General features: G+C 66.8%; 16 protein-coding genes, 4 tRNA genes and 1 pseudogene. 14 read left to right on the forward strand and 7 right to left on the reverse strand.

The window, feature by feature from the left end:
• Positions 1-134: 134 nt before the first annotated feature.
• Both IEW22_RS05915 and IEW22_RS05920 read right to left on the reverse strand, forming a co-directional pair.
• Positions 135-947 carry a hypothetical protein gene (locus IEW22_RS05915; RefSeq protein WP_188585692.1) on the reverse strand — a complete coding sequence of 271 codons (813 nt, stop codon included), beginning with the start codon at positions 945-947 and terminating at the stop codon, positions 135-137.
• Between the two features lie 474 nt (positions 948-1,421).
• Positions 1,422-1,493 (reverse strand) — tRNA-Val (locus IEW22_RS05920).
• A 224-nt stretch (positions 1,494-1,717) separates the two neighbouring features.
• Between IEW22_RS05920 and IEW22_RS05925 the strand changes: the two genes are divergently transcribed.
• The 5 genes from IEW22_RS05925 (at position 1,718) to IEW22_RS05945 (ending at position 3,280) form a co-directional block, all read left to right on the forward strand.
• A tRNA-Gly gene (locus IEW22_RS05925) sits at positions 1,718-1,790 on the forward strand.
• Between the two features lie 19 nt (positions 1,791-1,809).
• Positions 1,810-1,883: transfer RNA gene (locus IEW22_RS05930), tRNA-Cys, on the forward strand.
• A gap of 14 nt (positions 1,884-1,897) precedes the next feature.
• A tRNA-Val gene (locus IEW22_RS05935) sits at positions 1,898-1,972 on the forward strand.
• Between the two features lie 239 nt (positions 1,973-2,211).
• Positions 2,212-2,946 (forward strand): hypothetical protein, encoded by a 735-nt coding sequence (locus IEW22_RS05940; protein ID WP_188585693.1) that lies wholly within the window; start codon positions 2,212-2,214, stop codon positions 2,944-2,946.
• 118 nt (positions 2,947-3,064) lie between these two features.
• Positions 3,065-3,280: a hypothetical protein gene (locus tag IEW22_RS05945; protein WP_188585694.1), complete on the forward strand. Its 216-nt coding sequence runs from the start codon at positions 3,065-3,067 to the stop codon at positions 3,278-3,280.
• Between the two features lie 43 nt (positions 3,281-3,323).
• Here IEW22_RS05945 and IEW22_RS20455 read toward each other — a convergent pair.
• The 4 genes and pseudogenes from IEW22_RS20455 to IEW22_RS05965 form a co-directional block, all read right to left on the reverse strand.
• Positions 3,324-4,857 (reverse strand): annotated as a pseudogene (locus IEW22_RS20455) (DUF4185 domain-containing protein).
• 165 nt (positions 4,858-5,022) lie between these two features.
• Complete coding sequence (gene solA / locus IEW22_RS05955) at positions 5,023-6,183, reverse strand: N-methyl-L-tryptophan oxidase (protein ID WP_188585695.1); 1,161 nt, start codon at positions 6,181-6,183, stop codon at positions 5,023-5,025.
• Between the two features lie 72 nt (positions 6,184-6,255).
• Positions 6,256-8,739 carry a GcvT family protein gene (locus IEW22_RS05960; RefSeq protein ID WP_188585696.1) on the reverse strand — a complete coding sequence of 828 codons (2,484 nt, stop codon included), beginning with the start codon at positions 8,737-8,739 and terminating at the stop codon, positions 6,256-6,258.
• Between the two features lie 199 nt (positions 8,740-8,938).
• Positions 8,939-9,775: an IclR family transcriptional regulator gene (locus tag IEW22_RS05965; RefSeq protein ID WP_188585697.1), complete on the reverse strand. Its 837-nt coding sequence runs from the start codon at positions 9,773-9,775 to the stop codon at positions 8,939-8,941.
• A gap of 400 nt (positions 9,776-10,175) precedes the next feature.
• Here IEW22_RS05965 and IEW22_RS05970 point away from each other — a divergent pair, with 400 nt between their 5' ends.
• From IEW22_RS05970 to IEW22_RS06000, 7 genes are all read left to right on the forward strand, one after another.
• Positions 10,176-11,495, forward strand: a complete 1,320-nt coding sequence (locus IEW22_RS05970; protein WP_188585698.1) for an aromatic ring-hydroxylating oxygenase subunit alpha — start codon at positions 10,176-10,178, stop codon at positions 11,493-11,495.
• The gene (locus IEW22_RS05975) at positions 11,492-12,553 is read left to right on the forward strand and encodes a flavin reductase family protein (protein ID WP_188585699.1); all 1,062 of its coding nucleotides are present in this window, start codon (positions 11,492-11,494) and stop codon (positions 12,551-12,553) included. Before IEW22_RS05970 ends, IEW22_RS05975 begins: the two co-directional genes overlap by 4 nt.
• Positions 12,554-12,676: 123 nt before the next feature.
• Positions 12,677-14,224, forward strand: coding sequence for an aldehyde dehydrogenase family protein (locus IEW22_RS05980; protein WP_188585835.1), 1,548 nt, complete (start codon positions 12,677-12,679; stop codon positions 14,222-14,224).
• Positions 14,169-15,812, forward strand: a complete 1,644-nt coding sequence (locus IEW22_RS05985) for an APC family permease (RefSeq protein ID WP_188585700.1) — start codon at positions 14,169-14,171, stop codon at positions 15,810-15,812. The genes IEW22_RS05980 and IEW22_RS05985 overlap by 56 nt, the downstream gene beginning before the upstream one ends.
• A 4-nt stretch (positions 15,813-15,816) precedes the next feature.
• The gene (locus IEW22_RS05990) at positions 15,817-17,385 is read left to right on the forward strand and encodes a GMC family oxidoreductase (RefSeq protein WP_188585701.1); all 1,569 of its coding nucleotides are present in this window, start codon (positions 15,817-15,819) and stop codon (positions 17,383-17,385) included.
• 244 nt (positions 17,386-17,629) lie between these two features.
• Positions 17,630-18,514 (forward strand): YdcF family protein, encoded by an 885-nt coding sequence (locus IEW22_RS05995; protein ID WP_229742220.1) that lies wholly within the window; start codon positions 17,630-17,632, stop codon positions 18,512-18,514.
• Positions 18,511-19,125: a GNAT family N-acetyltransferase gene (locus IEW22_RS06000; protein ID WP_373284136.1), complete on the forward strand. Its 615-nt coding sequence runs from the start codon at positions 18,511-18,513 to the stop codon at positions 19,123-19,125. The genes IEW22_RS05995 and IEW22_RS06000 overlap by 4 nt, the downstream gene beginning before the upstream one ends.
• Before the next feature lie 74 nt (positions 19,126-19,199).
• Here the strand turns inward: IEW22_RS06000 and zapE are convergent, their stop codons facing one another.
• The gene (gene zapE / locus IEW22_RS06005; RefSeq protein ID WP_188585702.1) at positions 19,200-20,216 is read right to left on the reverse strand and encodes a cell division protein ZapE; all 1,017 of its coding nucleotides are present in this window, start codon (positions 20,214-20,216) and stop codon (positions 19,200-19,202) included.
• Between the two features lie 34 nt (positions 20,217-20,250).
• Here zapE and IEW22_RS06010 point away from each other — a divergent pair, with 34 nt between their 5' ends.
• Positions 20,251-21,012, forward strand: a complete 762-nt coding sequence (locus IEW22_RS06010; protein ID WP_188585703.1) for a pyrimidine reductase family protein — start codon at positions 20,251-20,253, stop codon at positions 21,010-21,012.
• 22 nt (positions 21,013-21,034) lie between these two features.
• Complete coding sequence (locus tag IEW22_RS06015) at positions 21,035-22,636, forward strand: alpha/beta hydrolase (protein ID WP_188585704.1); 1,602 nt, start codon at positions 21,035-21,037, stop codon at positions 22,634-22,636.
• The last annotated feature ends 18 nt before the right edge of the window (positions 22,637-22,654 follow it).

Consider the following 22,654-nt stretch of genomic DNA (forward strand, 5'->3'; position numbering starts at 1 on the left):
ACCGCCTCGGCAGATTGACCCCCATTGAATTCGAGACCATCATCAACCACGAGGCCCCTCAGGCCGCGTGACTAACCCTGTCACCTATCCGTGCACCAGGCCCCAGTTAGGAGTTGGAGACCCGGCTGACAGGTTTAGTCAGGTACCTCGCTACCGTCGGCATCGAGACGAACCAGCCTGAGCACGAGGTCGTGAGGTCTCGCGGTTGTGCGGATGCGGTACAGCACAAACGCGTGTTGGATCGTACGGCGCGCAATCCGCAAGTCGGTCAGGAACAGCTCCCGATTGGGAATCCGTTGGCTCACGCGCCCATGCTCGTACATCGCGTGACTGCCGATCTCAGTGGTGACCTCGTTGAGCGCCCAGGTCTTCGCGTGGCTGACACCTGAGCACAACCGCCATGCCGTCAATAGCGACTCTGGGTGCGCAGGCAGGTCGTCGACCGCCTCGATCAACTTCTCGTAGCCTCCGGCTTTAGCCGATTTGAGATCGAGGCCAAGTCTGGCTGCCGCGGAATCTGCCCACCGCTGGCGTTGCTCCTGTTCGCTAACGTCGAGAGGCGCTCCCCGGTAGGCCTTCTCTGAGTAGCGCCAGGATTCTCGATGTTGTGAGAGCAGTCTCGCGAGCCTGACATCGGCGTCTTCGGGTTGCAGTAGCCACACAGCACTGCCAGCCGATTCATACACGGCACGCAATAGTGCGAACTGAGGAACGGCCCAGTCGCCGTTCAGCATCAACAGGCTCCCAGCCTCGATGCACTCATTCGCGTGCAGAAGCAGCCGTCGAGCAACGGTGGCGGCCCAGATGTCGGGAAAGCGCGTCTCATCCTCGGCCAAGTCACTTCCGGCGTCGGCGTGGTGGCTCCAATGCTCACGCAAGAAGCTGGCGGTTTCATCGCGGCTGGCCAACTCCTTACGGATGCTGTCACTGAACTCGCGATCGTCCATGAGGACAGAGTTACCAGGTCGAGAGCGACGACAAGTCCCGTGCGTCGACTTGCGAAGCATTCAGCCCCCGCTCGCGCCTTCATCATTGAGATCATCGAGGCCGCCATCACCCGCGCGCTGGTTTCGATGGGGACACTGACGCGCTGACCGAGGTCCATCGCCGCATGCCGAAGAAGGAGTGGCGTTCAAGCCGTCTGAGCAGGCCGAGATGGACAACTCGGAGGTCTTCGTCTCGTCAGCTCGCCACGCCGTCACCAACCTCTATGGTCAGTACAACTAGGCGCGCCCAGTTTTTCTGGACCCAAGAGATCTCCGAGATGGCACAAGTATCGGTAAGCCGATTGGAACCAAGTGGTTCCGACGACATGTGAGTTGCCGCGACATCCGGCGAGGTTCCGCATTCCAGATACCACCAGGTCTCGCCTCGTCCGGTGGAAAGCAAAAAACCCGCTGTCACCAGCGGGTTTATCGTTGTGGTCCCGGCTGGGATCGAACCAGCGACCTCCCCGGTGTGAACGGGACGCTCTTCCACTGAGCCACGGGACCGCGTGCCGAAGATTTCTCGGCTCTCGCGAGGACAGACACTAACACGACATACCCTTCATTCACCAAATCCGGTCGGTGATCGCCGCGCGTTCACTTCAACCCTCACACGCGAGCACGGCACGAGCGCCGATCTGCCCGTCTGACCAGGCGATTTGGCAAGTACAGATGCGTCGGATAATGTTCTGACCCGCACCGCGAAGAACGAAATGTTCACCGCGGGGCACGCGGATGTAGCGCAGCTGGTAGCGCATCACCTTGCCAAGGTGAGGGTCGCGGGTTCGAATCCCGTCATCCGCTCGGAGCGAGAAATCGCCGTGGTGGTGTGGCCGAGTGGTGAGGCAACGGCCTGCAAAGCCGTGTACACGGGTTCGATTCCCGTCGCCACCTCCACACCCATAGGTCCGGCGCGATTAGCTCAGTGGGAGAGCGCTTCCCTGACACGGAAGAGGTCACTGGTTCAATCCCAGTATCGCGCACCAGAGTCATTGCAGGTCAGGCCCGGTTTTCACCGGGCCTTTCTTGTATCCGTGACCATTGCGTGCACCAAGCGGGACGGCGATGGCAGTGTTGCAAGCCTTCTGGTCCCGCGCCTGGTGCCGTTCAGCAGGTCACTCCTCAGGGTCGCATCTCGGGGGTCACGCGAGGATGTGAGGTCACAATGCAGCGACCAGTCGGCATTCTCCGCAGTGGCACAGCCCTTCTTCGTGATACTGAATTCATGAGGTTGAGTCCCGCACTGCTGCCGGTGGTCGGCATCACTGTGCTGGTACTCCTCCTGGCCGCGTGCGGCGGCGGCCGTGACGTCGCGAGGTCTTCGTCCTCGACCCCGGCTTCCCCTCTGGCCATGCGGCCGACCGACTCCCCCGGCCGTGCCACCCAACCGTCGCCGGGTCTCACCGACGCTCCGTCCACGCCAGCATCACCCCCGACGAACACACCGACCGACTCGACGACGGAGCCGAGCACTGCAGAACCGGTCGAGGCCGGAACTCGATGCGGCAACGCGGGGGCCACTGCGGTGATGGCCGACGGTGCAACCGCCACCTGCAGCCTGCTCGAGGGCACAGATCTCTACGTCTGGTCGCGACCCGTGGGCACGCACCCCGACAGCCCCGCGCCGCCCTCGCCCCAACCGCCGGCGACGATCCCCACGCCGACCGCTCCGGCCGTGACCGCACCGAGTGTGGGCAGCCGCTGCTTCGGATATCAGATCGGGATGGCGACCACCGATGCGTCGGGCCGGCAGGTGGTGTGCGATGACTACAGCTGGCGCGCCGGCAACGCCGAGCCTCCTACGCATCCGTGGGTCGACGACCAGGGCCGGCAGCCCCCGGGTCAGTATTCCCAGGGTCAATGGCCACAGGGGCAATGGTCACAAGAGCAATGGCAGCAGTGCATCGCCACGCATAGCATCGGCGAATGCCAGGCGAGCCTGCCTCAGCCGACGGGCTGACCTGCAGGAACAACTCGCGCGAGTGTGATTCCCGTGATAGAGTCGGATCGTTTGTGGCTCGATGCGGCTGTTTGCGCCGTGCCACGACGCCAGCCCGCACTATCCACACTGAATCTCGATGAGGAACATCGGCGTGAACGACACACTCGACCGCGACATCCTGCAGTTCACCCTTGATTGGGCCACCGCCAACGACGTGTCGGTCACCGGCACCGAGGTGGTGACCCAGCTGCTGCCCATCACCCGCCGTTACAGCGACATCGCCGAGCGTGACCAGGCGCTGCGCGAGGCGGTGCGTCGGATCGAGATCGCACGCCTGGAAGCCTCTCTCTGAGGCACTCGGCTTCTGCCCGAATCTCCGCGCGTCCCGCCGCCGGTCAGTTCAGTCGTACCCGCATCAGCTCGACGTTGTAGGTGACCCACGACGACATCGTGAAGTACAGGTCACGGCCGTTGGACCACGGGTGCATGAACCCGCCGTAGAGCTGCGGGTACTGCGCCGACGAGACCAGCGGGACCGGAGCCGACCAGACGCCCTGCGGCTCGGTGGCCTCGCGGAGCAGGATCTGACCCCGCACCACGTCGAGATAGGTCATCTGCCAACGGTGTCGGGCGGCGTCGTAGCGCACCGAGCTCTCCCCCACCGGCGCGCTGAACAATGTCTGTGCGACGTTCGGATCGGTGGCGGGGATCCAACGGCCCCCATTCCAGTACTGATATGCGGTCTTGTTCAGGACGTCGGTGTCGCGCACGCGCGCGAGAGCCACCGCTCCCAGCCTCGAGTTGGGTGTGCCGAACATGTAGACATAGCCCTCATGCGGCACCATCGCCGACACCTGGAACTTGGACAGTCCGAAGATGTTGTCCCACACCGCATACGGATCACGTACCCAGGTCGACCCACCGTCATCGGAGTAGGCGAGGCCGCCGTAGTTGGTGCGCCACACGCCACCCACCGGTCCCCAACTGCGCACCGACATGTAGCTCATGTACTGACGGTTGCCCAGCGCGAACCCCGAGGTCGGGATGGTGGTCAGCTCGATACCGTCGATCTTGCGACTCGACACCCTGCGCGGCGTGACATCGGCTGTCCTGCACCATCGTGTCGATGAACAGCCCCTTGTCGAGATCGGTGGTGCCCGAGAAGCCCAGAACGTTGCTGCGCCAGTCGGTTCCGTTGGCACCGGGCGGGGTGAAGCCCTGACCGAAGGTGTCTCCGAAAGCGACCGCGACCTTGCCCGGGGCAGCCTGCCACATGATCCCCAGATCGGTGCCGTTGATCTGCCAGCGCTTGTCGGTGCGACTGGTCGACCCGCGACCGGTCACCGTTCCCACATCCGTGAGCCCCGACACCGACGGTGCCGAGGGACGCGCCGCCTGTGGTGCCGGGGCGGTTCCCGGAGCGGCGGCGGGTGGTCGCGGCGGGAGCACCGGCGGATTCGGGTTCGGAACCGGGATCGCGATGTTGATCGGTGACGGGGTGACCTGGACCTTCGGAATCCGGATGAACGCAGATCCAGACGTGAGCGCGTTCTGAGTCGGTGTGCCGGTGATGTCGGGACACGGATCGACGCAGATGTTCGGTAGCGGCTTCTGCGACGGGATCCGCACCGGCGCAGGATCTGCGGGCGCGGGCATCGGGACGGTGAACACGTGCGGATACGGGATGCCGATGGTGATCTTCTCCGGCAGCACCGAGGATCCGGCCGACCCGGTCCCGCCGTCATCGGGTGCGGGCTTGTCGTTGACGCATCCCGAGCTCGGTAGATCCGGTGAGCCCGCGAAGGCCGGTGCGGCCACCGCCGCGCCGCCGGAGACGAGCCCCGTCGACACCACCGCGATCACACCCGTCACGACCCGGCCGCGCCGGTTGCCTGCCACCGCCACCGCCACCCGAACCTCCGAATGCATCCGCGCACGTTGCGCCGCCGCACCTACCGAACTCTGTGAAGTCGGTGTGAGTATTGCACGGTGTCAGGCGGTGAGGGAGCCGATCGGCGGTGTCGTCGCGGGCCCCAGTGCCGCTGGTCCCGGCCACCGCTCGTGACGGTCACCGCTGGTGACGGTCGTGTCCGGTCATATCGCGGCCAGTGCGGGTCGGCGCGGATCGAACAGCGCGACCGGGTGATCGGTGCGTCCGGCGGTGGCGAGGTCGGCCAGGATCTCACCGATCACCGGGACGAACTTGAAGCCGTGTCCGCTGAAACCGCAACCCACACTGACCTGTTCGTGTGCGGGGTGGGTCCCGACCACGAAATGCTCGTCGGGCGTCACCGAGTAGAGGCAGGTCTTGGCCTGCACCACCGGTCCGGTGAGATGCGGGAAGAGTTGGCGCGCACGATCTCTCATCGTCTCGTTCTCCTCGTCGCGGACCACGCGGTCGATCGTGTTGGCGGTGGTGGGTGTCCCGACGCGGAAGAAGCCGAGTTTGAATCCGCCGTCGCGGCCGTCGGTCATCGGGAATCCGTAGATCTGCTGATTGGCGTGGGTTTCCTCGACGTAGATCGGATGCCTGTCCTCATGCCAGTACTCGTAGGGCACCGCGGAGAAGTCAGGGGTGAACCAATGGAAGATCATGCGTTCGATCGACAGTGGAAGCCCCATGTCGGCGAGCATCTGCGGTGCCCACGCCCCCGGTGTCACGATCAGTCGGTCGCCGCCGTATCGACCCTGCGGGGTGATCACCTCCACCCCGCCACCGGGGGTCGCACCCCACCAGATCACCGGTTCACCGAAGCGCAGCGTGGCGCCCTTGCGCGCGGCGACTTCGGCGTTGGCGATCGTGGTCTCCTCGGGGCGCACGTAGCCGGCGTTGTCCTCGTAGAGCGCGAGCGCGTCGTCGGCGGGGTCCATGGTCGGGAACCGGCTGCGGATCTCCGACGCGTCGAGGATCTCGTGGGCGAGGCCGTGCTTCTCGGCCGCCTCGCGGCTGCCGGCGAACACCGGATTCTCGGGGTCGCCGATGTAGATGCCGCCGCACAGGTTCATGATCGAACGGCCCGATTCGGTCTCCAGTTTCCGCCAGCCGTCATAGGCGCTGCGCAGCAACGGGACATAGGCGGGATCCTCGAAGTAGGACTGACGGATGATCCGTGTCCCGCCGTGCGCCGACCCCTGGTCGTGGCCGGGCTGATAGGTCTCGAGCCCGAGGACCGACACGCCGCGCTCGGCCAGTGCGTTGCACGCCGCGCCACCCATCGAGCCGACACCGATAACGATGACGTCGTAACTGTCCACTTCCCACCTTCTGTTCGTGCTGCTGAGCATTCCTCGTCCACCGTCGGACACGGAGCGTCCATACGGCATCTGTCAACAGCGCATGTGTTTGGACTCCGGATCGAAGATCGGTTCGGCGGTGACGGTGGCCGCCAGTCGCCGACCGAAGTACTCGATCTCCACACCCGTACCCACCGCGCAGAGTTCCGGCGGCAACCAGGCGTAGGCAATCGACAGGCCGGTGGTGTATCCGTGGTCAGCACTGGTGACATAACCGACCACGTCACCGTGGTGATAGACGGGTTCGGAGCCGAGGACCACACGGTCGGGGTCGTCGAGGGTCAGGCAGGTCAGGCGTCGTCGAATTTCTCGTCGGGACAACGCATCGCGTCCCATGAACGACCGGTCACCGGGGCGGACGGCAAAGCCGATACCCGCCTCCTCGGGGGTGTCCTCGCGGGTGAGGTCGGTGCCCCACAGTCGGTAGCCCTTCTCCAGGCGCAGACTCTCGAAGGCGCGGCGTCCCGCGGCGACCAGACCGTGCGGACGTCCGGCCTCCCACAACGCATCCCACAGGTGCCGGGAGAACTCGGCCGGTGTGTAGAGTTCCCAGCCCAGCTCGCCCACATAGCTCAGCCGCAGCGCGAGGACCGGCGCGCCGGCCACCCGGATCTGCTTGGCCCGGTAGAACCCGAACCCTTCGTCACTGACATCGTCGGCGGTGAGCGCGGACAGGATGTCACGCGCCCGCGGACCCCACAGGCCCAGCCCGCAGGAGCCGCTACCGACATCGCGCACCTGTACCGCCGACTGCGGATCACGATGTGAGGCAATCCATTGCGCGTCGAGGTTGCCGTTGACGCCGAGGTGATAGCGCTCGGCGCCCAGGCGCGCGACGGTGACATCGGAGAGCACGCCACCGGAGTTGTCCAACAGCAGTCCGTAGACGATCCGGCCGATCGGCTTGTCCACGCTCGTGCTCAGCAGCGAGTCCAGAAGTGCGGTCGCCCCCGGACCCGAGACCTCCAGACGCGGTAGCGCGCTCATGTCGAACAACCCGGCCGTGGTCCGCGTGGCCATCGCCTCGGCGGCCGCGATCGGCGACCAGAACTGCACCGACCACCGATCACGTTCGGCGACAGCAGGTCTGGGGAGGTCGGCGTTGGCCTCGAACCACAGCGGCCGCTCCCACCCGGCGACCTCACCGAACACCGCGCCGAGTGCGGCCTGACGGTCGTGGAATCCGGTGGTCCGCAGGGCGCGATGCCGCAGCGTGCTGGCGCGGGGATGGATCACGTCGTAGACCTCGTCATAGGCCTCGCAGGCCCGCGCGACGGTGAAGTCGTGACTGACGACCGCCGGGTCGAATCGGCGGTAGTCCAATCCGTGCGTGTCGATGCCGGGGTCGCCGGAGGTCACCCAGTCGGCGACGACCTGCGCGACCCCGGCCGACTGGGTGACCCACACTGCCTGCGCGAGCCACAATCCGTCGACCCCGGTGACCGGGCCGAGCATCGGACCGCCGTCGGGTGTGAAGGAGAAGATCCCGTTGAAGCAGCGGTCGGTGTCGAGGTCCGCCGAGCGCAGTTCGGGGATGATCCGTTGTGCCTCGGCCCAGGTGGGTGCGAAGTCATCGACTGTGAAGTCGTGCATCGACGGGTGCGTGCCGGTGGCGGCGAAGTCGTCGGCGCCGGCGATCCGCTCGGGTTCCACCGGGATCGGGCGATGCTCGTAGGCGCCGATCGCGATCGTCGGACCCCACTCGCGCAGGTACATCGCATGGTCTTGATGACGCAGCATCGGCTTGACCAGCTCGGTCGCCTCGTCGAGCCCCGCCAGCGAGGCGAGCGGAGTGCTCCACCCGAAACCGTGCTCCATCGGCATCATCGACAGCTCGAAACCCAGCAGGTCGCGCGCCAGACCAGGGCCCCAGAGTCCGGCGCACGAGATGACCACGTCGGCGGGGATGGTCCGTCGGGACGCGTCGGCGGCGGGTACCCCGACCACCTCGACCCCGGTCACCCGCGATCCGGCCGTGGTGATGCCCACCACTCGGGTGTGCCCGAGGATCCGCGCACCGCCCGCCATCGCGCGCTGCGCCTGCCAGGCGACCGCCCGCACACCCTTGACCACCGCATCCGACGGCGTGTGAAAGCCGCCGAGCACACTCGACTGGTCCAGGCCCGGCCACAGGCGCGCACATTCCTCCGGCGACAGCAGTGCCGAGTCGATCCCCCACGAACTCGCCAGCCCGTGGCGTCGCCGAAGGTCGGTCAGACGTTCCGGTGTGGTCGCGATCTCCAGGCCGCCGACGCGTTTCATCACCCAGTCGCCGTCGACGGTCAGTCCGTCGAGTTTGTCCAGGGTGCGTTGGGCAAGGGTGCTCATCACGCGGTTCGGCGACGTCTGGAAGACGAAACCCGGTGCGTGCGAGCTCGATCCGCCGGTGACGAACAACGGACCCTGCTCGACCACCGTGACGTCGGTGATCCCGCGCAGCACCAGCTCGTCGGCGAGGGCGGCACCGACCACACCGAGGCCGATGATCACGACGCGGGGAACTGCTGTGAGGCTCATGGCCGGACCTCCGTGGGGTGAGCCGAGTCGACGGGCAAGCCCGGGAGCTCGGGGCGAGCTCGGGCATCTCCTGCGACTGCACAGGTCTTGTTGCGTATGACGCACTCCCGCTCTGCAGTACGCAACATACTCGATCTGCGATCAGGCTAGGCGCAACCACACACGCCAGCAATCCCGTTTCACGCCCGGGAGCAGGTGTTTACCGACCCGTAACGGGCGCGGTCGGCACCACGTGTCCCAGGCGGCCACCCAACTCGTCAGCAACCTCGCGCAATACGGCTGCGGCGTCGACGAAGGCGCTCGGCGCGAGACGAAAGGCCGGCGCGGTGATCGACAAGGCTGCCACCACCGCATCCCCGTCCGACCGGCGTCCAGCTGGCGAGGCCCCGTACACCGGTACAGCCACCGCATTCGTCTCGGGCTCCCATTCCTCGTTCGCCGCGGCCCATCCGTTCGTCCGGACCCTGACCAATTCCCGACCCAGCGACTCGGCATCGGTGAGGGTCGCGTGCGTGAAGCGTTCCAGCGGTGCCGACAGCACCTGCGAGATGACGTCGTCGGTGGCGTGCGCGAGCAGCACCTTGCCTGTCGAGGTGCAGTGCAGCGGAGTGCGGCGGCCGACGTACTGCCTGGTCACCGCGACCATCTGAGCGCCGAGTGTCTGGGTGATGTTCACCGCGGCACCCGAGTCGAGGATGGCGACATTCGACGTCTCGTTGAGACGTTGGGCCACCCGGTCGCAGGCCACCTGCGCGTCGCCGACGAGGTCGATGCGGGCGGCGACCGTGCCGGCCAGGCGCAGCACGCCGAGCCCCAGCCGGTAGGTGCCGCGGTGGGTCTCCTGTTCCACGAGGTTGCGGGATTCGAGAGTGGCGAGCAGCCGGAACGCCGTCGAACGGTGCACACCCAGATCGCGCGCGATGTCACTGACGCCCAATTCCGGGTGGTCGGTGAGCAGTTCGAGTATCCGCGCCGCACGGTCGACCGACTGGACGATGGCGGCGTCGGCCGCGCGGTCGGTGTCACTCGTCGCCATGGCGTACTCCTGCACTCGTATTCCCGGGGCATGTTGTCGATGACGCAACAGGACGGACCGATCGCCGACTGTCACGTAAACACCGTGTAAGACCTGCGCTTTCACGCGTCTGCGGTGGCCAGGTCGGGTTGACACCCCTCATCGGCCATCGCACACTTGTTGCACCTACCGCGCAGTGTTGCGTATGTAGCAACAAGCACTCTTCCGCCACCGACCCCACTCCGCAACTCGAGGACACGTCGCGCGATCGGCGACAGACCACCACCACCGCGCAACGAGGGCATCCGACTCTGCCGCGTCGGTGCCGATCGCGCCTCACTCGCGGGGCAGGCGTGCGGGGCACCATCGTCCGCGTTTGGGTGACACCGTCGAGTGTCCGTCCGAGAGGCGTCCGTTTCTCATGTCACAGTTGCCCGCTGCCGCAGCGAACGCCCCGAGCATCGGCGACCCCGCACCCCCGCCGGAGCTCGTCCATCGGGTGAGCGGTCAGAGTCTGCCGGCGCCGTTCTACGTCAGCGACGAGTGGTTCACCCGCGATATCGACGAGATCTTCTCCGCGCATTGGATTTTCGCCGCCGCCGAAGCCGAGATCCCCGAACCCGGCGACTTCGTGACCGTCACGTTCGCCACCCGGTCGATCATCGTGATCCGTGACGATGCGAACGAGGTGCGCGCACATCACAACGTGTGCCGCCATCGCGGAGCGCGCCTGTTGACCGAACCTGCCGGTTCCACGGGCACGATCGTGTGCCGCTACCACTCGTGGACCTACGGCACCGACGGCAACCTCACCTACGCCGATGCGCAGGCCCCCGATTTCGACAAGACCTGCTTCTCGCTGCGTCCGGTACGTGTGCGCACCATCGCCGGTCTCGTCTTCATCTGCCTCGCCGACCAGCCACCGGCGGACCTCGATGATCTCGCCGACATCGTCGAGCCGTACCTGCGCCCGCACGACCTGGCCAATGCCAAGGTCGCCAGGCAGACCGACCTGGTGGAGAACGGCAACTGGAAACTGGTGATGGAGAACAACCGCGAGTGCTATCACTGCGGCGGGCATCCGGAACTGCTCAACGTCTTCTTCCCCACCTGGGGATACAGCGACACCGACGCGATACCCCCGCGGCTGGGCCCGGTGATGTCGCGGTACCGCCAGGCGACCGAGGAACTGGTGTCCGTCTGGGACCGACTCGGCCTGCCGCACAAGCGGATCGCCCAGCTCGACACCCGTCCTACCGGATTCCACATCGAACGTGAGGCGATGGACCTCGCCGGCGAATCGTTCACCCTCGACGGCACGCTGGCCTGCACGCGACTGCTCACCGACCTCGGCGAAGCCCGACTGGGACGGGTCTCGATGCACATGCAACCGAATATGTGGCTGCACATCACCAGCGACCACGGTCTGTTGTTCTCGGTGATCCCGCTGGCCCCCGACAAGACACTGGTGCGCACCACCTGGCTGGTCCATCGCGATGCGGTCGAGGGGGTGGACTACGACCTCGACCGACTCACCTCGGTGTGGGATGTCACCAACAGACAAGACGCCGATCTGGTGGAACTCGCCCACAGCGGGATCGCCAGTCCTGCTTATGTTCCCGGGCCCTATGGTCCTTCCGAATTCCAGGTCGAGGCCTTCGTGAACTGGTATGTGCGCGCACTGCGCGGTGAACACACCTGGCCGCAGGCGGCCGAGGACCCCGACGGGAGCCACCGATGACGAGGTCACAGGGACCGCTGCGGCTCATGTGCTCGGGACGCCGGGCACTGACCGAGGCCATGACCGAGTTCGCCTTCACCCCGCTCGACGAACGGCCGGTGGAGTTCGTGGCCGGACAGTTCCTCACGTTCGCATTCGACATCGACGGGCGGCGGATCGAACGCTGCTACAGCATCACCTCGGCAGCGGGCCGCCGTGACGAACTGACCATCGCGGTCAAACATGGTGGGAACGGGTATGTCTCGACGTGGCTGCACGAGAACCTCATACCGGGGACATGCGTGCACGCATTCGGCCCGCTCGGTCGCTTCACCCTGCCGCAGACACCGACGAGCGGACTGCTTCTCGTCTCCGCGGGAAGCGGCATCACGCCGATCATGTCGATGTTGCGCTCACTCACCGATGCGTCGGCCGCCGGATCCACGGCCCACCGGCCCGCCGACGTCGTGGTCCTCCACGTCGCCCGCACCGCCGCCGAGGTCGCCTTTCGTGACGAGCTCGAGGAACTCACGCGACTGCACCCCAACCTGCGGCTCACCCTCGCCTATTCGGGCGCCACCACCGCTGCGCCGGGCGGCGCAGAGCCGCAGGACCGGCGAACTGAAGAACGCAGCGGACGTGTCGACGCGACACTGCTGGGCGACATCTGCGGCGACCTCGCGACCCGGGAGGTCTTCCTGTGCGGGCCGGGTGGATTCCGGGCGCATGTGCGCACCCACCTACTCGCCGCGGGCGTGCCGTTGGCCAGGATTCACGAGGAGAGCTTCGGGTTCGCGATGCCCCAACCGGCCACCTGTGGTCTCCGGGTGGATTTCAGCCGACGAGCACGACACGTCACCGTGGCGCCCGGTTCGACGATCCTCGCGGCCGCCGCCGCCGCGGGGGTGACGGTGCCGTCCTCCTGCGGCATCGGGGTGTGCGGGTCGTGCAAGGTGGCCAAGGTCTCCGGCGAGGTGGCGATGAACCATCAGGGGGGAATCGCGGCGCGCGAGATCGCTGCAGGCAAGATCCTGCTGTGTTGTTCGGAGCCGCTCACTCCGGTCGTGATCGACTTCTGAGCGCATGGGCGACCACCGAGAGCGATCCCGGCAGCTGCCGGATCGCCCCACCCCGCCCCAGACGAGAGGTGCATACTGACAGTGTCCGAGACACGTTCGTCCGAGCAGACCACCGCCTCACCGCTGATCGGTGAGACGCAGCTCTACATCGACGGTCGATGGCGCCACGCCAGCGACGGATCCACCCGCGACATCGTCAACCCCGCCACCGGCGCGACGTTCATGACGGTCGACGAGGCCACACCGGCGGATGCGACCGCAGCGATCACCGCCGCCCGGCGGGCATTCGATCACGGGGAATGGCCGAGGACACCGGTCGCCGAGCGTGCGGCACTGCTGCGGCGTATCGCCGACCTGGTGGCGGCCAACAGAGCGGAACTGTCGCGGCTGGAGACACTCGACACCGGCAAGACGCTGGCCGAAAGCCTCATCGACCTCACCGACGTCGAATCGGTGCTGCGCTACTACGCCAGTCTGGTGGAGGTCACCGCCGACCGCGCCGTCGACGTGGGCAACCCGGCGGTGATCAGTCGCGTGGTCCGTGAACCGATCGGTGTCTGCGTGCTCATCGCTCCGTGGAACTATCCGCTCCTGCAGATGTCGTGGAAGATCGCTCCGGCCCTGGCCGCCGGATGCACGATGGTGGCCAAGCCCTCGGAGGTGACGCCGTTGTCGACCATCGCGTTCGTCCTACTGTGCGAGCAGGCCGGGGTGGCGCCGGGTGTGCTGAACCTGCTGCAGGGAGCGGGATCGTCACTGGGTCCGGCCCTCACCGACACCGACGACGTGGACTTCATCTCCTTCACCGGCGGGCTGTCCACCGGCAGGGTGATCTCGGCGACCGCGGCCCAGCACATCACCAAGGTCGCTGTCGAACTCGGCGGCAAGAATCCGCACATCGTGTTCGCCGACGCCGACTGGGAATCCGCCGTCGATCTCGTGCTCACCGGCGTGTTCCTGCATTCGGGGCAGGTGTGTTCCGCGGGCACACGTGTGATCGTCGAGGAGTCGATCGCCGACGACTTCGTCGATGCACTGGTCACCGCCACATCGCAGATCCGGATCGGCGACGGCCTCGACCCCCGATCGGCCACTGGGCCGTTGGTGTCGCAGGCACAGCTGGACAAGATGACCGACTATGTGGCGTCGGCATTGGCAGAGGGAGCCGTACTCCGCACCGGCGGAGGCGCGCCGGAATCAGCGGACCGCCACCCCGGTGGATACTGGTTCTCTCCCACCATCTTCGACCACTGCGACAGAAGCATGCGCATCGTGCGCGAGGAGACCTTCGGTCCGATCCTCACCGTCGAACGGTTCACCACCGAGGCGCAGGCGTTGGCTCTGGGGAACGACACCGACTATGGCCTCGCCGCCGGCGTGCAGACCTCCGACGCCGCGGTCGCGGCCCGGATGACGCGCGGACTGCGACACGGCACCGTGTGGTGCAACGACTTCGGCTACTACACACCAGCCGCCGAGTGGGGCGGATTCGGCAAGTCGGGCAACGGACGTGAGCTCGGACCAACCGGTTTGGCGGAATACCAAGAGACCAAACATATCTGGCACAACACTGCGCCGACGGCGCCGCGGTGGTTCACTTCGGAGGGGACACATCGTGACGACATCAAAAACGACGACATCAGGAACGACGACACCGGACAGCACGGCTGAGGGCGGATCGGACGGACTCGAGGAATTCGGGTACAAGCAGTCACTCGATCGCAGCATCGGCAAATTCGCCAGTTTCGCTGCCGGGGTCAGCTACATCTCCATACTCACCGGCACCTTTCAGTTGTTCTACTTCGGATTCGGGACCGCCGGACCCGGCTATCTCTGGTCGTGGCCGATCGTCTTCGTCGGGCAGCTCTGTGTCGCACTGTGTTTCATGGAGCTCGCCGCGAAGTATCCGGTCGCCGGATCGGTGTACAACTGGGCCAAGCGGCTGGGGTCCCAATTCGTGGGATGGTCGGCGGGATGGCTGATGTTCACCGCGTCGGTGGTCACGCTTGCGGCAGTGGTGCTCGCACTGCAGCTGAACCTGCCCCGGCTGTGGAGCGGGTTCCAGTTCTACGGCAGTGACGACAACGCCACCGACTATGCGGTCAACGCAGTGATATTGGGCGCCATCATGATCGCCATCACCACCGCGATCAACGCCTGGAGCGTGCGACTCATGGCGCTCATCAACAGCATCGGCGTGTTCGTCGAGCTGATCGCCGCGATCCTCATCGCGATCATCCTCGCGTGCAACGTGACTCGTGGCCCGCAGGTGTTCTTCTCCACGCATGGTTATGGGGCCGGCGAGAGCGGCGGATACCTCGGCGCATTTCTGGTCGCCTCGCTGGCCTCCGGCTACGTCATGTACGGATTCGACACCGCGAGTTCGCTCGGCGAGGAGACGGTGGAGCCGCGCCGCACCGCGCCGAAGGCGATCCTGCGTGCCATCCTCGCCTCGTTCGTCATCGGCGGAGCGATCCTGGTGTTCGCCATCATGGCCGCACCCGACCTCAAGGATCCGGCACTGGGCCAGCCCACCGGCAGCCTGCAGTACATCGTCGAATCGGTGATGTGGGGACCGCTGGGCAAGGTCTTCCTCATCTGCATCGTCATCGCGGTGATCGTCTGCTCGCTGGCGGTGCACACCGCGGCCATCCGATTGATGTTCGCGATGGCACGCGACAACGCGCTGCCCTTCGGTGAGCGACTGGCCCGCGTCGATCCGAAGCGGCAGACGCCGGTGGTGCCGGCCCTGGTGGTGGGTGCGGTGGCGATCGTGATCCTGGTGATCAACATCGACCAGCCCAAGATCTTCACGGTCCTCACCTCGATCGCGATCATCATGATCTATCTCGCCTACCTGTTGGTGACCGCTCCGATGCTGCTCAAGCGGGCCCGCGGGCAATGGCCACCGGCCGACCTCGCCGAGGGCGGCTACTTCACCATGGGCCGCTGGGGGGTGCTGGTGAACATCGTCGCGGTGGTGTGGGGTGTGGCGATGGCACTCAACCTCGCCTGGCCGCGCGTATCGGTGTACGGCACACCGTGGTTCAACACGTGGGGCGCTTTCGTCTACATCGGGGTGATCTTCGGCGCCGGCCTGCTCTGGTACGCGACCGTGGGACGGCGCAACATCGGGGTCCTCGCCAGCCACAGCTCCACCGGTGCGGGAGCGACGGCCACCACGTCGGGCGTCAGCTCGCCGATCGACGGTGCGGTTACCGGCACCACCGCGGGTTCGGCCATCGCCGAGGAGGCCTGACACCGTGGAGAAGACCTACGATTTCGTCATCGCCGGCGGCGGCACCGCAGGCTGCGTGCTGGCCTCCCGGCTCTCCGAGGACCCCGACGTCACGGTCTGCCTCGTCGAGGCCGGGCCCAGCGATGTGGGTGACGACAACATCCTGGTGCTCAGCGAATGGATGCACCTGCTCGACTCCGGCTACGACTGGGACTATCCCGTGGAGCCGCAGGAGCGGGGCAACAGCTTCCTGCGCCATGCGCGTGCGAAGGTGCTCGGCGGATGCTCCTCGCACAATTCATGTATCGCGTTCTGGCCGTTGGCGCAGGGGCTCAAGGACTGGGAAGCCGCAGGAGCAACCGGGTGGGGGCCCGAGGGTGTGCTGCCGTATGTGTCGCGGGTGGAGAACAACACCGCGCACGGCTCCTATCAGGGCTACCCGCATGGACACAGTGGCCCGGTACGCATCCGTGACGTCGGACCCGTCGACCCGTGCGGTGCGGCCGTGCTCGAGGCCGCGGCCGCGCTCGGACTGCCGACGGTCGACTTCAACCGCGGCGACTGGGAACCCAACGGCGCGGGGTGGCTGCAGATCAACGCCGACGAGAACGGCATCCGCATGTCGTCCTCGCACGCCTATCTGCATCCGATCCTCGGGACACGGCCCAACCTCACCGTCCTCACCGACAGCTGGATCAGCGAGATACTCATCGACGACACGATGCGCGCCACCGGAATCCGCTATCAGCGACCCGACCTCACCGGATTCGACATCGCCACCGCCGACCGCGAGGTGATCGTGACCGCCGGCGCGATCGATACACCGAAGTTGTTGATGCTCAGCGGAATCGGCCCGGGCGCCCATCTCGCCGAGATGGGGGTGCCGGTACGTGTCGACGCAGCCGGCGTGGGTGAGAACCTCGACGACCACGTGGAAGGGCTGGTGTTCTGGGAGGCATCGCGACCGATGGTCACCGAGTCGACGCAATGGTGGGAGATCGGGCTGTTCGCGACCACCGAGGCGGGGCTGGACCACTCCGACCTGATGATGCACTACGGCAGCGTCCCGTTCGACATGAACACGCTGCGGTGGGGATATCCGACGACCGACAACGGCTTCTGCCTCACCCCCAATGTCACGCAGGGACGATCACGAGGGACCGTGCGGCTGCGCTCACGCGATTTCCGCGATCGCGCGCGGGTCGATCCGCGCTACTTCACCGACCCCGAGGGGCATGACGAGTCGGTGATGCTCGCCGGGCTGCGGCTCGCACGCGATATCGCAGCCCAGCACCCGTTGCGGGAGTGGGTGGCCCGCGAACTGGCACCGGGTCCGGATGCGGTGACCGACGACGATCTCATCGACTACATGCACAAGACCCACAACACCGTGTACCACCCCGCCGGCACCGCGCAGATGGGTTCGGTCGCCGACCCGATGGCCGTGCTCGACCCGGCGCTGCGGGTCAAAGGGGTGCGGGGTCTGCGCGTGGTCGACGCGTCGGCCATGCCGAAACTGCCCGTGGTGAACCCGAACATCACGGTGATGACCATGGCCGAGAAGTGCGCGGATCTGATCCGCGCCGACTGGTGACCGCTGTGGTGTTCATCACTTCATCCCCCGGGATTTCGGGGCTTCGCGCGAACCCTGGCACCGTGATCTACAGGTGACCCATGCGGCGGCTAAGCAGCACATTCGGGTCACCCCACATCACGACTGCACGAATCTTTGTTATCAGGAACCCCAGAATTCACTTCCGTAACAGCGTGTCGGTCCTTAGACTCTCTCACGGGCATCTGTCACCGCACCACCAGTCGCCGACGAGGGGAACCCACCGATGACCGTGTACGCCGCCGGACCACGCACGCGCTCGACGATCGCCACGCGGGTCTCGGTGCTGATGCTCGCCGCACTGGCCGCCGTCGGATTGACGATCGGCGCGACACCGGTGGCCTCGGCCGCCTCGGCCTACGACACAGCGTGGAATCAGTTCGTTAACGACAACGCGGGCGCGGCCGAGAACACCCTCAACGGCCTCGTCGCAGCGCAGCCGCGCAATGCCGACGCACTGGCGTTGCGGGCAGTCGTCGCCGACTACAACCTCGACCTCGTCACCAAGGCCGACTCACTCAACCGGCTCTCGGCCATCGACGGCGGATTGCGCAGCGGTGTGGACGTGATGCTCGGCGCGGTCACGAGTTCAGCCCTGTCAATCCCCAATCCACTTCCCGGACTGGTCGGACCGCAGACCGCGATCGTGATCCTGGGCTACGGCCTGCTGCCCAACGGCGCGATGCGTGACGATCTGATCGGGCGTCTGTCGACCGGCTATCTGCAGGCACTGGCCGCGCCCGGCTCGCCGGTGATCGTCACCGGCGGCAATCCCCAGAACGGCATCACCGAGGCAGCGGCGATGAAGAGCTGGCTGGTCGGCCGAGGACTGCCGGCCTCCCGGGTGCACGCGGAGACCCGCGCCGGATCGACCGTCGGCAATGCCCTGTACTCCACATCGCTGATGCGCACACTGGGGGCCACGAGTTCGCTGATCGTCACCGATCCCAACCACATCCGCCGCGCGATGGTCGACTTCGTGACCGCCGGGGCTCATCCGGTGGGCGGGATGGCCACGCTCAACGGCTGGGTCGAGCAGATCCCGCCGCTGCTGGACAAGCACGACCAGCTGGGCATGTATCTCGACGGGGCTCGTACGCTCGGTCTGTGACCAGCGTTCCGCCACCGGCAGACTCCTCGACCGAGCCGGCCCGACCCGACACACCGATGGCCGCAGTCAGTGCGCGGGAAGTCACGGTCAGCATCACCCGCGACCCGGCCGACGCCACCGAACTGGCAGCGGTCGCGGCGGTGACCTTCCCGCTGGCCTGCCCGCCGTCGTCGGCACCGGCCGACATCGCCGCGTTCATCGACTCCACGTTGTCTGCGCAGCGATTCGCCGACTACCTCGCAGCCGATGACCGGGAAGTGCTCATTGCGCGTGACGACTCGACGGCGATCGTCGGCTACTCGCTGGTGGTGTACGCCCGGCCACGTGATCCCGATGTGCTCTCGGTGGTCACCGAACCGGCCACCGAGATCTCCAAGATGTATGTCCTGCCCGACAGGCACGGCGGCGGGGTCTCGGCTGCGCTCATGGCCGCCGCACTCGACCTCGCGGCCGGCCACGGGTCGGCGCTGGCGTGGCTCGGGGTGAATCAGGAGAATGTCCGCGCGCAGCGCTTCTACCGCAAGATGGGCTTCGACATCGCCGGGACGAAGACGTTCCGGGTGGGCAACCGCACCGAACACGACTACGTGATGACCCGGCGCCTGCTCTGACCGGACGTCTACCCTGACCCGGCACCTGAAAGAGACCGGGTGGTGCCGACGAGGTGCGCTGTTGTGCGCTGTCCTCAGCTGTCGCTGGAGTCGGCGAACCGCGACAGCGCGAGCAGTCGCGACGTGGCGCGCAGGTACTTCTTACGGTAACCGCCGGCGAGCATTTCGTCGGTGAAGATCTCGTCGAGCTTGCCGCCGGAGACCACCACCGGGATCCCGGCGTCGTAGAGCCGGTCGGCGAGCACCACCAGACGCAACGCCACCGACTGGTTGTCGGCCGCATGCACATCGGACAGGCAGACCAACGTCACCCCGGCGACCAGCTGCTTGTACTTCGACGGGTGCAACTTCCCCAGGTGCTCGCAGAGCGCGTCGAAATCGTCGAGGGTGGCGCCCGGCGTCGACTCGGCGATCTCGCGCAGCTCCTCGTCGCTCGTCGGCGCGGGGGCCGGCGGGAGATCGCGGTGGCGATAGTCGGGGCCGTCCACCCGGATCGTCTCGAACAGCGATCCGAGTTTGCGGATCTCCCGGAGGAAGTCCTGGGCGGCGAACCGCCCCTCGCCGAGCTGGCCGGGCAGCGTGTTGGACGTGGCGGCGATCGACACCCCGCGCGCGGTGAGCTCACTGAGCATCCGCGACACCAGCATCGTGTCGCCGGGATCGTCGAGTTCGAACTCGTCGATACACAGCACCGACCGGTCGCCGAGTTCGTCGACGGCCTTGGAGAAGCCCAGTGCGCCGACCACATGCGTCAGCTCCACGAACGTCGCGAACGACTTCGGCTCGGGCATCGCGTTGTAGACCGAGGTCAACAGGTGTGTCTTGCCGACGCCGAAGCCGCCGTCGAGGTAGACGCCGATACCGTTGGTGGTCTGCTTGCGACCCAGTAGATTCCGTTTGCCGGCGCGCACCTTCGCGGCACGGGCGACGAAATCGCGACAGGTCGCGACCGCCTGCGCCTGGGACGGATGCTGCGGATCAGGGATGTAGGTGTCGAAGGACACCCCGTCGAACGATGCCGGCGGAACCATCTCGTCGATCAATGTCTGCGGAGCGACCTGCGGGTTGCGGTCACTCAGGCGGTCGGTCATGGCCAGAGACTATCGACCGCGACAGAATGGTCTGATGTACGCGCTGCAGAAAGCGACCCAGGTCACACTCGACACGAAAGATCTGATCGCCGCATACGCCTACCCCGACAATGTGACCGGTGCGAAACGGCCGCGTGCGTGGGTGCGCGGCAACATGATCTCCTCCGTCGACGGCGCGGCCGCGGTGCGCGGCACCTCCGGAGCCCTCGGTGGCGACGGTGATCACGACGTCTTTCGCGTGCTGCGCGGACTGGCCGACGCCGTCCTGGTGGGGTCGGGCACGGTGATCGCTGAGGACTACGGGCCGACGAAGAAGTCCAAGAAGTTCACCAAACACCGTGCGGCCGCCGGACAGGAGCCGATTCCTCTGCTCGCGATCCTGAGCAGTTCACTGCATCTGCCCCTCGACCACCCTGCGGTGATCGCACCCACCACCGTCATCCTCACCTGCCGGTCCGCGCCGGTACAACCGAGGAACGCGCTGACCGCTGCGGGCGCCACACTCGTGGACTGCGGCGAGTCGACGGTCGAGTTGCCGCGCGCCCTGGATCATCTCGCCTCCATCGGCCGACCGCGTGTGCTGTGCGAGGGCGGACCGACGTTGCTGGGCCGACTGATCGACGAGAATCTCCTCGACGAGTTGTGCCTGACCGTGAGCCCCGCCCTCGTCGGAGGCGACGGCGGACGGATCACCACCTCCAGCACCGAGGGAGCGCTGCACGGGATGCGCCGCGCGCACGTACTCGCCGACGACGACGGTTACCTCTTCACCCGCTGGGTGCGCAGGCAGAACTGACGGACTCGTTAACCTCATCGGTATGCCACGCGCGCCGCTGACCTCATCACGTCGACGGTCTGCTCGCTCACGCCTCTCGATCGTGGCGACCTTGTGTGCGGTGATCGCTGTCGCGGCGGGTTGCGCCATCGGACCCGACCCCGGCCCCGGTCTGGTGTTGCGCGACGACGGCGGGAACGATGGCGTGAGTGCGGCACCGCACACCTCCAGCGTCCCCCAACTCGACCCGCCGACGTCGCGGCTGGACTGGCGCGACTGCACGGCAGAACTGCGCAGCACCTACCCATTCGCCCGGACCCCCGGCGTCGAGCTCGGTTGTGCGTCGATCCTGGCGCCGGCGCTGCCGGACCGCTCGGCGGTGGACCGCGTGCGGGTCGGGCTGGTGCGGGCCGCGGTGTCGTCGACGCCGGCAGATGCGGCGCCGATCGTTCTGACCTCGGGCACCGACATGGCCTCCTCGGCGACGCTGATGTCGTTCGTCGGCGGCTCGGGCAAACGTCTGCTCGGCGAGCATCCGGTGATCGCGATCGACCGCCGGGGTATCGGGGGCAGCGACGCGCTCGACTGCCTCACGCGCACCCAGCGCACGGCCCTGTGGACCGACGCGCTGAACCCGCCGGGCGAGGTCGGGGCCTCTGCGGCACGCCAGGACTCACTCAGCACCCGAGCGGCATCGGCGTTCTCGACCTGTTCGGATCAGATCAGTCCGCTGCAACTGGCCTACACCGCCGAGAACGCGGCGACCGACATCGAGGTGCTGCGCACGCGTCTGGGCATGAACCGGATCGGACTGCTCTCGATCGGCGAGGGGTCGGATGTGGCCCTGGCCTATGCGGCGAACCATCGCACGCACCTGGGCCGCCTCGTTCTCGACACCCCTGTCCCCTACGCTGCGACCGCAGCCGACGCGACGACCGCACGGGTGACGGGTGTGGATGCGGCGCTGCGCGCGTTCTCCGACCAGTGCCGGGCCGTCACCTGCTCACTGGGGTCAGACCCGGCGGCGGCGATCGCGGCACTGATCGGACGCGCGGGAACCGGCGGTCTCGGTTCGCTCAGCGACATCGACGTGCTCACGGCGATCACCACCGCGATCGCCACGGGCCCGACACAGCGCACCGACCTGATCACGGCCGTGTCGACGATGATCAGTCAGGCCGCATCAGGATCGACCGGGGCGCTGGCCGCCGCGGTGGTCACCGGACGGGAGTTGCGGGCCACCGACGGGCAGCAGGTGTCGACCTGCAACGATGCGTCCTCGCCGCCGGGGCGCAATGAGGCCGCCACGCTGATCGCGTCGCTGACCGGGCAGTATCGGATGGCGGGGATCTCGGCGATGTCACTGCTGCGGTGCAGTGGCTGGCCCGCTGCCCCGAAGCCGCCCGCCCCGACCGGGTTCGACGTGCCGGTGGTGGTGCTCAACGGCGCCGGCGATCCGATCAACGGCAACGGCGGCGTCTCGTCGGTCGCCGCGACGATCACCAACGCGTCGGGCACACTCGCCGTTATCGGGTGGAACGGGCCCGCCTACGGCGTGTCGACACGCTCGGACTGCGCCGTGGACTCCGTGGGGCAGTACCTGTCGAGCGGTCGGGCGCCCACGACCACCGACTGCCCCTCCTGATCGGAGCGGTGTCGGGTT

Origin of the sequence: Gordonia jinhuaensis (genome assembly GCF_014639795.1) — a bacterium.
GTDB lineage: Bacteria > Actinomycetota > Actinomycetes > Mycobacteriales > Mycobacteriaceae > Gordonia_B > Gordonia_B jinhuaensis.

What these genes read in the sequence shown, in the direction of transcription:
- IEW22_RS06015 (WP_188585704.1), top strand. Translation starts at nt 21,035, where the DNA reads ATGCCACGCGCGCCGCTGACCTCATCACGTCGACGGTCTGCTCGCTCA.
- zapE (WP_188585702.1), bottom strand. Translation starts at nt 20,216, where the DNA reads ATGACCGACCGCCTGAGTGACCGCAACCCGCAGGTCGCTCCGCAGACA.
- IEW22_RS05940 (WP_188585693.1), top strand. Translation starts at nt 2,212, where the DNA reads ATGAGGTTGAGTCCCGCACTGCTGCCGGTGGTCGGCATCACTGTGCTG.
- IEW22_RS05945 (WP_188585694.1), top strand. Translation starts at nt 3,065, where the DNA reads ATGAGGAACATCGGCGTGAACGACACACTCGACCGCGACATCCTGCAG.
- IEW22_RS05975 (WP_188585699.1), top strand. Translation starts at nt 11,492, where the DNA reads ATGACGAGGTCACAGGGACCGCTGCGGCTCATGTGCTCGGGACGCCGG.
- IEW22_RS06010 (WP_188585703.1), top strand. Translation starts at nt 20,251, where the DNA reads ATGTACGCGCTGCAGAAAGCGACCCAGGTCACACTCGACACGAAAGAT.
- IEW22_RS05970 (WP_188585698.1), top strand. Translation starts at nt 10,176, where the DNA reads ATGTCACAGTTGCCCGCTGCCGCAGCGAACGCCCCGAGCATCGGCGAC.
- IEW22_RS05995 (WP_229742220.1), top strand. Translation starts at nt 17,630, where the DNA reads ATGACCGTGTACGCCGCCGGACCACGCACGCGCTCGACGATCGCCACG.
- IEW22_RS05915 (WP_188585692.1), bottom strand. Translation starts at nt 947, where the DNA reads ATGGACGATCGCGAGTTCAGTGACAGCATCCGTAAGGAGTTGGCCAGC.
- IEW22_RS05965 (WP_188585697.1), bottom strand. Translation starts at nt 9,775, where the DNA reads ATGGCGACGAGTGACACCGACCGCGCGGCCGACGCCGCCATCGTCCAG.
- IEW22_RS05960 (WP_188585696.1), bottom strand. Translation starts at nt 8,739, where the DNA reads ATGAGCCTCACAGCAGTTCCCCGCGTCGTGATCATCGGCCTCGGTGTG.